Consider the following 12,555-nt stretch of genomic DNA (forward strand, 5'->3'; position numbering starts at 1 on the left):
AATCTAAATTCTAACTTCTAAATTGTAATCGTATCTTTGCACAACACTTCGACAAGCTCAGTGTGACAATAAAGAAAAATAAAAATAAAATGTCAAAACAAGTTAGAGTAAGATTTGCACCAAGTCCAACTGGACCTTTGCATATTGGTGGTGTTCGTACCGCTTTATTCAATTATTTATTTGCCAAAAAAAATGGTGGTACTTTCTATTTAAGAATTGAAGATACCGATCAAACGCGTTTTGTTCCAGGAGCAGAAGCTTATATTTTTGAAGCTTTAGAATGGTTAGGAATTGCTCCAGATGAAACCGTAGGAAAGAACGAAAAATTTGGACCTTATCGTCAAAGCGAACGTAAAGCGATGTACCAACAATACGCGGACCAATTGATTAATTCAGGTTGGGCGTATTATGCTTTTGATACGGCTGAGAGTTTAGATGCGATGCGAAAAGAAGCAGAAGCAAATGGTAAAACATTTATTTACAATCATTCTGTAAGAGAACAATTGGATAACTCGTTGACGGTTTCACGTGAAAAAGTAACAGAAAGAATTGCAAATGGTGAACATTATGTTATCCGTTTCAAAACACCTGTGAATGAAATTTTAGAATTGAAAGACATCATTCGTGGCGACATTAAATTTGATACGAATTTATTAGACGATAAAGTATTGTTCAAATCAGATGGAATGCCAACCTATCATTTAGCGAATATTGTAGATGACCATTTGATGGAAACTTCGCATGTAATTCGTGGTGAAGAATGGTTGCCAAGTTTGCCTTTACATCATTTGTTATACAAAGCTTTTGGTTGGAACGCTCCAGAATTTGCTCATTTACCTTTGATTTTAAAACCAATTGGAAACGGAAAATTATCAAAACGTGATGGTGATAAAATGGGATTCCCAGTATTTCCTATGGAATGGAAAACAGAAGAAGGAATTTCATCTGGTTACAGAGAAAACGGATTTTTCCCAGAAGCGGTGATTAACTTCTTAGCTTTATTAGGTTGGAATGACGGAACCGAACAAGAGATCTTCTCATTAGAAGAATTAGTACAAAAATTTGATTTAAACCGAATTCACAAAGCAGGAGCGAAGTTTGATCCTGAGAAAAACAAATGGTTCAATCATCAATATTTACAAAAGCAAAGTGATGCAAGTTTAGCGGAAAGCTTTAAAACTATCTTAGATAAAAAAGGAATTTCTACTTCATTAGATGTAACTAAGATTGTATCGATGATTAAAGAAAGAGCTAATTTCGTAACAGAATTTTGGGATTTAGCGGATTATTTCTTTGAAGCACCAACAACTTACGATGAAAAAGCAGCTAAAAACTGGAAAGAGGAAACACCAGCTTTAATGCAACAAGTAATTTCAGAATTGAATAAAATTGAAGATTTTACTTCTGTTAACATTGAAACCTTATTAAAAGAATGGATGACGACAAACGAAATTGGAATGGGGAAAGTAATGCAACCGTTACGATTGAGTTTAGTAGGAGCACTTAAAGGGCCACATTTATTCGACATTATCGAAATGATAGGAAAAGCCGAAACAGTAAAAAGAATAGAAAAAGCAATTGCTAGTTTATAAAAGAAAAGCCCTGATAATTCAGGGTTTTTTATTAAAGATATATCGTAATCTGACCACTAATCAAACCAATATTTCCTTTCATTTTTTCGCCAAGTAACTTTACGTTATCGTTATTTTTTAAGTTGCCGAAGAAATTCGTTAAACCATATTGGTAACCAATTCTTGCTCTAACGTTTTTAAAACCACCATTAATTCCTACATAGAAATTAGCGTTAATTTTAGAAACATCAACAATATCTTTGGCAATTAAGCCAGGTTGGTCTAACAATAAATTGTTTTCATCGTCTTTGTCAACTCCTAATTTTCCATTTATTTGTAAAACGGGACCAAATTCTAAATTCAAATGGTCTTCAATTGCCACATAACTTGGTACAATATAAATTTGTACGGCTGACATTTTAAAACTTGTTTGCGTTTGTTGCAACCCTTTTAATGTTGGAATAGAGAAATTACTATCGGTAAAAAACATACCAAAACTCATTTGCCAGTTGTTGTAATAATTTCCTCTTACACTTAAACCGCCAATCCAACCACTTTCTGGTGTAACGGTAAAATTATCGGTATAAATATTTAATTGGGTTAAACCCGCGCCAATTCCTATTCGGTTACTGTCTTTAAAACCACGTTGTGCCATTGCAACTGTTGAAATCATTAGGAAAATAAAAGCTAATTTCTTCATCTTTAAAAATTTAAGCGCCAAAAGTAAACTTAATAAATGATTTTTTGTAACTTTTTACTTTAAAAAGCGTATAACTTGTATAACTAAAACTATAAATTATGGAGTTTATTACATTTCCTCTTCTATTCGTTGGATTGATTGTCCTTTTTTCTTCGTTTTTCACCGTGAAACAACAAACTGTAGTAGTTGTGGAACGATTCGGAAAATTTCAAAGCTTGAGAAACTCAGGTTTACAGCTCAAAATTCCAATTGTTGACAGAATTGCAGGACGCGTTAACTTAAGAATTCAACAATTAGACGTTATCATCGAAACCAAAACTAAAGATAACGTATTTGTTAAAATGAAAGTTTCGGTACAGTTTAAAGTTTTACAAGAAAAAGCATACGAAGCGTTTTATAAATTAGAATATCCTCACGACCAAATTACATCTTATGTATTTGACGTAGTGCGTGCTGAAGTTCCAAAATTAAAATTAGACGACGTTTTCGAAAGAAAAGATGACATTGCAATTGCAGTAAAACGTGAGTTAAACGAGGCGATGACAACTTATGGTTATGATATCATTAATACATTAATTACTGATATTGATCCAGATATTCAAGTTAAAAATGCAATGAATAGAATTAACGCGTCTGACCGTGAAAAAACAGCTGCAGAATATGAAGCAGAAGCTGGAAGAATTAGAATTGTTGCTAAAGCAAAAGCAGAAGCAGAAAGTAAAAGACTTCAAGGTCAAGGTATTGCTGACCAAAGAAGAGAAATTGCTCGTGGTTTAGTAGAATCGGTTGATGTGTTGAACAAAGTGGGAATTAATTCTCAAGAAGCTTCCGCTTTAATTGTAGTAACACAACATTATGATACATTGCAAGCAATTGGTGCTGATGCCAACAGTAATTTAATTTTACTACCAAATTCACCACAAGCGGGAAGTGATATGTTGAACAACATGGTAGCAAGTTTTACAGCAAGTAACCAAGTGGGTGAAGCCATGAAAAATGCACACAAAACCAAAAAGGTAAATAAGAAAGATGCTTCAAACGAAAATTTCGGAATTGAAAATTCAGAAGAAGTATAATAGAATTATCAAAATTAATTTTAGAACCATCAATTTTTAATTGGTGGTTTTTTTATAACCAAATGTTAGAAAATTATAATTTTAGTGATAATTTTTAAAAGCCGATCCAAGAAGAGAAAATTAGAGAAAAAACACCTCGATTTTAAGCAAAAATTCAAATAAAGCGATTTCTGACACTTTCAATACTAAAGATGTAAAAACACTTTAGCTAAAAAAGTTTTTTTCTTACAATTCATTTATGAAAGTCACTTTTTTAAGTTTTTAATTATTAAAAATTTTATTTTGATAGTTTTTAGTAATAATAATAAATATAGATGTAAAAATAAAATATCATCGTAAAATGTTATTTTTGATAATTAGGAATAAAAAAACCTGCAAAGAACTTTTTGCAGGTTTTAAAATTTTATAATTTATAAATTAAAAAGTATACCCAATTCTTAAATGTAAATCTACTCCAACATTTCCTGTTTCATTATTATATTCTTCAAGGTAGAAAAAATAACCAAGACCAAAACCCGTTTCAAATGTAAAATGAGAACCATAAGTTCTTTTTAAGCCCCATTTAGGAATAATAGCTAAAGTTGAAATCACATTAAAATTGTCTTTATTTTCATTTGTAATGTAGAAAAAATCGGGATTCCAAGTGGTGTTTAAAGCAAAGAAATTAGCACTATTTTTAGCAATGCTCTTCCCTTTTTTAACTCTATTTTCAAGGTTATAATACCATCTTGGCTCTAATCTAATGGAAGGAATTAAAACTACAATATCTTTGTCTTGCAAACTACTTTTAGCAACTCCTAAATCAAATCCTAATTCCGTTCTTAAAGCAATTTCATCTGATAATCTTGCTTCGTTATGCGCCCAAAAACCAAGTAAACCAGTTTGAATTCCAAAGATAGATTTTTCAACTCGTAAGCTATCTTGTGAAAAACCACTAATAGAAAACAATACTAAACCAAGTAAAAAAAGTCTTTTCATAATGTAAAAAAACTGATAGCTAAGTAATTAACTATCAGTTATATAAAATATTAATATTAATTATTGTTCTGAAATTTTAGCCCAAGTATCTCTCAAGCCAACTGTTTTGTTGAAAACTAATTTTTCTGGGGTAGAATCTCTATCTACACAGAAATAACCTAAACGTTGAAATTGGAAATGATCTAATTCTTTTGAAGTAACCAAACTTGGTTCTACAAATCCTTTAATTACTTTTAATGAATTTGGGTTGATGAATTCTTTAAAATCAACTTCTTTGTCTTTATCTGGACTTTCATTAGTGAATAATCTATCATAAACTCGTACTTCTGCTTCTCTTGCATGAGGAATCGAAACCCAATGAATCGTTCCTTTTACCTTTCTTTGGCTGGCTTCTGTTCCGCTTCCTGATTTAGAATCTACGTCGTAAGTAGCATGAATTTCAGTGATATTACCGTTTTCGTCTTTTACAACTGACTCACCTTTAATGATATAGGCGTTTTTCAAACGAACTTCAGTTCCTAAAGTTAATCGGAAAAATTTCTTATGTGCTTCTTCTTGAAAATCTTCTCTTTCGATATACAATTCTTTAGAAAATGGCACTTTTCTATAGGTCATTACTTCTTCTTCCGGATTATTTTCAGCATCTAGCCACTCTTCTTGACCTTCTGGATAATTTGTAATAACTAATTTCACAGGATCTAAAACCGCCATTACACGAGGTGCAATTTTGTTCAAATCTTCACGAACACAGAATTCTAAAAGTGAAACATCAATCAAATTATCACGTTTTGCAATTCCAATAGTTTTAGCAAAATTTCGGATAGAAGCAGGTGTGTAACCGCGTCTTCTCATTCCAGAAATCGTTGACATTCTTGGGTCATCCCAACCTGTAACATGCTTTTCTTCAACTAACTGTAATAATTTACGTTTAGAAACTACGGTATGTGATAAATTTCTTCGGGCAAATTCTCTTTGCTTTGGTCGCACCTTTGTAGGATCATAAATTTGATTCAAAAACCAATCATATAATTCACGGTGAGGCAAGAATTCTAACGTACAAAACGAGTGTGAAATTTGCTCTAAATAATCACTTTCACCATGTGCCCAATCGTACATTGGATAAATACACCAATCGTTTCCAGTTCTGTGGTGATGTGCGTGCATGATGCGGTAAATGATTGGATCACGCATCAACATATTATTAGCGTTCATCGAAATTTTAGCACGTAAAACGTGAGTTCCTTTTTCGAATTCTCCATTTTTCATACGTGTAAATAAATCTAAATTCTCTTCGATAGAACGATTTCTGTAAGGAGAATCGGTTCCTGGAGTAGTTGGCGTACCTTTTTGTTTTGCCATTTCTTCCGAAGTTTGGCTATCTACATACGCTTTATCTTTTTTGATTAATTCCACTGCCCAATCATACAATTGTTGGAAATAATCCGAAGCATAACATTCTTTATCCCATTTATAGCCTAACCATTCCACATCGCGCTTGATAGCATCAACATATTCTTGCTCTTCTTTAGAAGGATTCGTATCGTCGAAACGAAGATTAACTGGAGCGTTGTAATCGATTCCTAAACCAAAATTTAAGCAAATTGCACTTGCGTGACCAACATGCAAATATCCATTTGGTTCTGGTGGAAAACGAAAACGTAATTTATCTGCTGACAAACCATTTTTTAAATCTTCTTCAATGATTTGTTCTATAAAATTCAATGATTTTTCTTCTGTTGACATAGTATCAAAAATTTATGCAAAGATAGAAAATGTTTCAGGTTTCAAGTTTAAAAGTTTCAGGTTTTATGTAACTTTGAAGAAAGAAAAACAACTTGAAACCTAAAAAACTTCAAACTAGAAACTAAAATTTTATGGGAACTATTAAATTACAAAATATTAGAACTTTTTCATACCATGGTTGTTTAATTGAGGAAGGAAAAATAGGCTCAGATTACCGAGTAGATTTAGAAATTAAAACCGATTTACGTAAATCGTCTCAAACGGATGAATTATCTGATACCGTTGATTATGTACATTTAAACAAAATTGTGGTAGAAGAAATGGCAATTCGATCTAAATTGTTAGAACATGTTGCACAGCGCATTATTACTAGATGTTTTGCTGAAATTCCGTCAATTTCACGAATAAAATTAGCCGTTTCTAAATTGAATCCGCCTATTGGTGGTGATGTAGAAGCAGTTACTATTGAAATGGAAGAGTTTAGAAATTAAAAAAAGAATCGGAATTAATATCCGATTCTTTTTTTAGATGCTGAAACGAGTTCAGTATGACTAAAGCTTTTTTAATCTATTTTATATACTCTTTTTTTGTATAAATTACTCGATGCCACAATATGGGCAAGTGCATCTTTAGCTAATTCTTCATTCAAAGCAACAGGAATTAATTCGGTATCACTTTTTACTTTGAACTGTAATGGTTTTGCATTTGGATTTAAAATAACAATATCATCTTCCACTCTAAAAGCATAAGTTTCATGAAATAACATAATGGTTCTTCCTTTTGTTCCTTTAGGTAATTTTAGCAAGTTTCTTCCTGGCATTGGTGTTTTAGTTGTGATTCCAGATAAGGCTAAAACCGTTGATGGAATATCCATTTGACTTGCTAAATTATCGTAAGTACTTCCTTTTTCAACATTTGGTGCAATAATTAAAGCTGGAATATGAAATTTATTCACTGGAACTAAATTTTTGCCATACGTTCTAGTATTATGATCGGCAATAACAACAAAAATAGTATTCTTAAAATAGGCTTCTTTTTTAGCTAATTCAAAGAATTTACCGATAGAAAAATCGGCATATTTCATAGCATTATGAACTGTATTTTTAGGTTGTTCGTAAAGTTGAATTCTACCATCTGGAAATTCAAATGGCTCATGATTTGAAGTAGAAAACATCAAAGAAAAGAACGGTTTATTTCCAAGATTTTTATAATATTCATTGGCTTTCACTGCTAGATCTTCATCACAATAACCCCAAGTGCCCTTCATCGCATATTTCTTTCCATCTTTATCAAAATCAGTTTCATCGATGATATTTTTAAAACCATTTCCATTGAAAAAAGAAGCCATATTATCAAAATTCGCCATTCCACCATAAATGAAACTTGTATCGTAATTTTGACGACCAAAAGCATCAGCTAATGTAAAAAATCCTTGTTGTGAACCACCTAATTTCACAATACTTTCTGATGGATTAGGTAAAAATCCAGCCGTAACTTGCTCAATCCCTCTTACACTTCGAGTTCCGGTACAATATAAATTGGTAAATAATAACCCTTCTTTTGATAATTTATCCAATTCAGGTGTTAAAGGTAAACCGTTTAAACATCCCACATATTCAGCTCCTAGACTTTCTTGTAAAAAGATTACCACGTTGTATTTTGGTTGTGGAGCATCTGGTTTTTGAAGGTGTAAAAAAGGAACTTCACCTGGAATAAATTCGGTAACGTCCATGTATTTTTTTACGCGAGTGTAGGCTTCTAATTCATCCATTTTACCATATTTCTTAACATCACCTTCATTCTTAATCGAGTAAGCGGCAAATGCAACCGTGTAAAGCGAATTTAATCCTAATGAATTCGTCATTTGATCGGAACAAAAGATGGCATTACTAGCATTTATAGGACGTTTAGAAGTTAAACTACCTCTAGCTCCAAAAAACAAAAAGAAAGCAACTAAAGGAAATAATAACAACTTAGTTTTGTAAGTACTATCAAATGGATAAAATATTTTTTTACCGTGTTTAAAAGCAAAAAACAAAGCAATTCCAAGTAAAATAGTAGTGATGATTAAAGAAGGTAAATAACTTTTTAATAGTGTTCCTACTACTTCTTTAGGATATATTAAATAATCTAAAAACAAGCGATTTGGACGTGTATCGTATTGATTAATAAAATCTAATGTTGATAATTCCATCAACAGAAACAAAAACAAGAAGAAGATAAAGTAAATATTAAAGAACTTTTTGAAGTGTTTTAAAACAGAATCGGGAAGTAATGAAATTAAAACCGTTGGTAAAAATGCGATGTAACACATTAAAATTAAATCGAAACGAAGACCAATAAGAAACAATTGTCCATAGTTAGGATTCTCCACAACACGTTCTTTGAACACAAAAAACAAAAGAATTCTACTAATAGTGGTTATAGATAAACCGATTAAGAAAAAACTAAATATAGGTTTTAAGTAACGTAAATTCTTCATAATTAATCAACTATTTGTTTTGCACAAAATTAAACTTTAAAACTAAATATTTGTACTTAATAAATGCTTAATATTTTTGGAAAAGAGGAAATAAAATGTAAATTTGCAGTCCGTTCAAACAATGGCGTCGTGGCCGAGCGGCTAGGCAGCGGTCTGCAAAACCGTCTACCCCGGTTCGAATCCGGGCGATGCCTCTAAAGAGTTACTAGAAATAGTAGCTCTTTTTTTGTTTAAATTTTTAAGAAAAATTATTCAGTTACTGTTGTATCGGGTAACAACTTATTCGTTATCATTTCTTTTTCCTTTGGGAAGAAACCTTGAAGAATAAAAAACAATCCGAAAATTAAAATTACTACACTAATTACACGCTTGATTTTGTAAATGTTTATTGGTGTTAATCGGTGTTTTAGTTGTTTTGCTAAAAGAATTTTTGCTACATCAAAAGCTAAATAAAAGAATAAAATAGCAGCAAAAAAGATGGAAATTCTTGAAGTATTCATTTCCATTTGAGGTCCGTAAGTAATGATAATCATCATCCAAAAACCTAAAACTCCGATGTTAATGAAATTCAATAAAAAACCCTTGAAGAATAAAGCGAAATAGTTCTTTTTAGGAATGTTATCATCGTCTTGTTCTATTACTTGTTGTTTTTGGAAATTTCGTTTTAACATAATAAACGAAATCAATCCATAAGCCAACATGATTATTCCACCAATAACAAAAAGTGTCGGATTATCTTTTAATTGTTCTAAAAGTTGATTCGTACTTAAATACGCAATTAAAATAAAGATAATATCACCAAAAACAATTCCTAAATCAAAAACAAAAGCCGCTCTAAAACCTTTGGTAATACTGGTTTCAAGTAAAACAAAAAAACCAGGACCAATTGAAAAAGCTAACAAAAGTCCCCAAGGAATTGCGGTAAGTATATCGTGTAAATGCAAATTTTAGTCTCAGTCTCGGTTCTCAGTCGCAGTTTTGCAAACTAAAAATTGTTAATAATACGAAATTACAAAAAAAACTGAAAACTGTGACTGAAAACTGTGACTAACTTTACTTCGCTTGTTCAATAGTTCCACCAGCAATTGTTTTCTGGTTGATTTGCTTTGGTTTCCCATAAATCGTGATTTCACCACCAGCTCTTGTTTTAGCATCGACAAAATCAGTTGCATATACATTTGCCATTCCACCAGCATTTACAGTTACAACGGTTTGTTGTGTTTTACAATCTTGACCATCATATTTTCCACCTGAATTCGATACAATATCCTGGTTTTTAACAGTTCCTTTTGTAGTTATAATACTTCCTTGCGAAACACGAATTTGTAATCTATCAGCTTGTAAATTAGTAAGTTTAATTTCAGAACCTTCTTTACAAATAATATCAAAATTAATGGCAGAAATTTCATCTTTAGATGCTATTCTACTTCCTTCATTAGCTTCAACAGCGTCTAATTTTTTATAATAAACCGTAGCTGAAACATCATCACCACTTAACATTTTGGTTAAAGGCATTCTGATTTTTAATTCGCCATTTTTGTTTAGCAATTCTACTTCTTGAGAATTAGCCCCTTTTAAAACAACTTTGTTTTCATATGAAGCTACTAAGTTGACATCAATTTTATCAAATGCGGTTACTTTAGTAAAATCACCAACGTTTTTTTCGGTTTGGGCAAAAGTTATTGAACTAATTAATAAAAGACTAAAAACTATTTTCTTCATTTTATTTTATTTAAATCCTATTAAGAAATTAACAATTCTCTCTTTCTCAAAAAATGAAAATCCAATTGTTTTTTCACTAAATCGGCATTTTTTACTTTAACGTAAACTTCATCGCCTAATTGTAACATGTTTTTAGAAACTTCACCAACTAAAGCATATTGTTTGTCATCAAACGTGTAATAATCATCTTTTATTTCACGAATACGAACCATTCCTTCGCATTTATTTTCGATGATTTCTACATAAATTCCCCATTCGGTTACACCAGAAATTACACCTAAAAACTCTTGATCTTTGTGATCTTGCATGTATTTTACTTGCATGTATTTCACAGAATCTCTTTCCGCTTGAGCCGCTAAAGCTTCCATTTGTGAAGAATGTTGGCATTTTTCTTCGTATTCTTCTTCACTTACACTTTTTCCACCATCTATGTAATATTGTAACAAACGGTGTGCCATTACATCTGGATAACGACGAATTGGCGATGTAAAATGACTGTAATAATCAAAAGCTAATCCGTAGTGACCAATATTTTCAGTTGAATAAGCCGCTTTACTCATACTTCGAATGGTAAGTGTATCCACTAAATTTTGTTCTTTTTTACCTACAACTTCTGAAAGTAAATTATTTAACGAATTCGAAATGTCTTTTTTTGATTTAAAATTAATTGAATAACCAAACTTAGCAATCACGGTTTGAAGATTGATTAATTTATCTTCATTTGGTTCATCGTGAATTCTGTAAATGAAAGTTTTCTTTTGTTTTCCAATGAATTCCGCTACTTTTCTATTCGCTAACAACATGAATTCTTCAATCAAATGATTTGCATCTTTACTTTGTTTGAAATACACTCCAATTGGTTCTGCGTTTTCATTTAAATTGAATTTTACTTCTACTTTATCAAACGAAATAGCTCCAGCAGCCATTCTTTTTCTACGAAGAATTTTTGCTAATTCATCCATTTTTAAAGTAGCTTCAACAATTGGTTTTGGAACAATATATTCGCTTCCAGTTAATGAAATTTCGGCTGGAATAACATCACTTTTAGTTTCGATAATATTCTGTGCTTCTTCATACGCAAAACGTTGATCAGAATACGTTACTGTTCTTCCAAACCATGCATCTAAAACTTCTGCTTTATTATTCAATTGAAAAACCGCTGAAAAGGTATATTTTTCTTCATGAGGTCGAAGCGAACAAGCAAAATTCGATAACACTTCTGGTAACATTGGAACCACTCGATCTACTAAATACACCGAAGTAGCTCTTTTATACGCTTCATCATCTAAAATAGTTCCTTCTTGAAGATAATGCGAAACATCGGCAATATGAACTCCAATTTCGTAATTTCCATTTTCTAAAATCTGAAACGATAAAGCATCATCAAAATCTTTAGCATCTTTTGGATCAATCGTAAAGGTTAAAACATCACGCATATCGCGACGTTTTTTTATTTCTTCTTCTGTGATTGAAGTATCAATTTTATTTGCATACGCTTCTACTTCAATTGGAAAATCATATGGTAAACCATATTCAGCTAAAATTGCATGAATTTCAGTGTTGTGTTCACCTGGTTTTCCTAATACTTTTATTACAGAACCAAAAGGAGAATCGGCTTTTTTAGGCCAATCTTCTAAAGTTACTAAAACAACATCACCATGTTCTGCATCACCAATTTTATTTTTTGGAATGAAAATATCAGTATACATTTTAGCATTGGCAGTCGTTACAAAAGCAAAGTTTTTTTGCACATCAATAACCCCAACAAATTCTGTTTTAGCACGTTCTAAAATTTCTAAAACTTCTGCTTCTGGTTTACGTGAACTTCTTCTATTGTAAATATAAGCTTTCACTTTATCACCATCTAAAGCATGATTCAAGTTAATAAACGGAATAAAAACATCGTCTTCTAATTCGTCACAAACAAAGTAACCTGTTTTACGAGAAGTCATATCAACAATTCCTTCGTAATATTCAGCTTTGGAAATAATTTGATATTTTCCAATTTCCGTTTCGTGAATTTTATCTTGTGCTTTAAGTATTTTTAAATCTCTAATTATTTCGTTTCGGCTTTTGGTATCGCTTAAGTCTAAAACAGCAGCTATTTGCTTGTAATTAAAAGATTTAGAAGGTTCTCTTGAAAGTATTTTAAATATTTGTGCAGTAAAATCTTTTGGTTTCTTTCCTAATTTTTTTGGTTTCTTACTCATTGTATCATTTCTAATTAATGCTGAAAGTTACGAAATTGTTATAAGTAATTGGTAAGAGAGGCTCAGTTTTAAT

10 protein-coding genes and 1 tRNA gene are annotated in these 12,555 nt (G+C 31.4%); 4 read left to right on the forward strand and 7 right to left on the reverse strand.

Features of this window, described 5'->3' with window-relative positions; all coding sequences use genetic code 11:
* Positions 1-89: 89 nt before the first annotated feature.
* Positions 90-1,592: a glutamate--tRNA ligase gene (gltX, locus tag ACE3PD_RS07355; RefSeq protein WP_374401038.1), complete on the forward strand. Its 1,503-nt coding sequence runs from the start codon at positions 90-92 to the stop codon at positions 1,590-1,592.
* A 31-nt stretch (positions 1,593-1,623) separates the two neighbouring features.
* Here the strand turns inward: gltX and ACE3PD_RS07360 are convergent, their stop codons facing one another.
* The gene (locus tag ACE3PD_RS07360; protein WP_374401040.1) at positions 1,624-2,271 is read right to left on the reverse strand and encodes a PorT family protein; all 648 of its coding nucleotides are present in this window, start codon (positions 2,269-2,271) and stop codon (positions 1,624-1,626) included.
* A gap of 98 nt (positions 2,272-2,369) precedes the next feature.
* Between ACE3PD_RS07360 and ACE3PD_RS07365 the strand changes: the two genes are divergently transcribed.
* Positions 2,370-3,347, forward strand: a complete 978-nt coding sequence (locus ACE3PD_RS07365; RefSeq protein ID WP_374401042.1) for an SPFH domain-containing protein — start codon at positions 2,370-2,372, stop codon at positions 3,345-3,347.
* A gap of 417 nt (positions 3,348-3,764) precedes the next feature.
* On the opposite strand, the gene ACE3PD_RS07370 is transcribed toward ACE3PD_RS07365, so the two are convergent.
* Both ACE3PD_RS07370 and ACE3PD_RS07375 read right to left on the reverse strand, forming a co-directional pair.
* On the reverse strand, positions 3,765-4,325 hold the full coding sequence (locus ACE3PD_RS07370) for a hypothetical protein (RefSeq protein ID WP_374401044.1): 561 nt from the start codon (positions 4,323-4,325) through the stop codon (positions 3,765-3,767).
* Positions 4,326-4,385: 60 nt separating this feature from the next.
* Positions 4,386-6,068, reverse strand: coding sequence for a glutamine--tRNA ligase/YqeY domain fusion protein (locus ACE3PD_RS07375; RefSeq protein ID WP_374401046.1), 1,683 nt, complete (start codon positions 6,066-6,068; stop codon positions 4,386-4,388).
* Positions 6,069-6,199: 131 nt separating this feature from the next.
* Between ACE3PD_RS07375 and folB the strand changes: the two genes are divergently transcribed.
* Positions 6,200-6,559 carry a dihydroneopterin aldolase gene (gene folB, locus ACE3PD_RS07380; RefSeq protein WP_026725423.1) on the forward strand — a complete coding sequence of 120 codons (360 nt, stop codon included), beginning with the start codon at positions 6,200-6,202 and terminating at the stop codon, positions 6,557-6,559.
* Between the two features lie 71 nt (positions 6,560-6,630).
* On the opposite strand, the gene ACE3PD_RS07385 is transcribed toward folB, so the two are convergent.
* Entirely contained in the window at positions 6,631-8,550 is a 1,920-nt protein-coding gene (locus ACE3PD_RS07385; RefSeq protein WP_374401049.1) for an LTA synthase family protein, read from the reverse strand.
* Positions 8,551-8,673: 123 nt separating this feature from the next.
* Between ACE3PD_RS07385 and ACE3PD_RS07390 the strand changes: the two genes are divergently transcribed.
* Positions 8,674-8,744, forward strand: a tRNA-Cys gene (locus tag ACE3PD_RS07390).
* Between the two features lie 54 nt (positions 8,745-8,798).
* Here ACE3PD_RS07390 and ACE3PD_RS07395 read toward each other — a convergent pair.
* The 3 genes from ACE3PD_RS07395 to rnr all read right to left on the reverse strand — a co-directional run bounded on the left by ACE3PD_RS07395 (position 8,799) and on the right by rnr (position 12,482).
* Complete coding sequence (locus ACE3PD_RS07395; protein WP_374401051.1) at positions 8,799-9,494, reverse strand: LysE family translocator; 696 nt, start codon at positions 9,492-9,494, stop codon at positions 8,799-8,801.
* 109 nt (positions 9,495-9,603) lie between these two features.
* Entirely contained in the window at positions 9,604-10,272 is a 669-nt protein-coding gene (locus tag ACE3PD_RS07400; protein ID WP_374401053.1) for a head GIN domain-containing protein, read from the reverse strand.
* A gap of 20 nt (positions 10,273-10,292) precedes the next feature.
* Positions 10,293-12,482 (reverse strand): ribonuclease R, encoded by a 2,190-nt coding sequence (gene rnr, locus ACE3PD_RS07405; protein WP_374401055.1) that lies wholly within the window; start codon positions 12,480-12,482, stop codon positions 10,293-10,295.
* Positions 12,483-12,555 lie beyond the last annotated feature (73 nt).

The sequence above is a fragment of the Flavobacterium sp. genome (assembly GCF_041911335.1).
In the GTDB taxonomy this organism is placed as follows: Bacteria; Bacteroidota; Bacteroidia; order Flavobacteriales; family Flavobacteriaceae; genus Flavobacterium.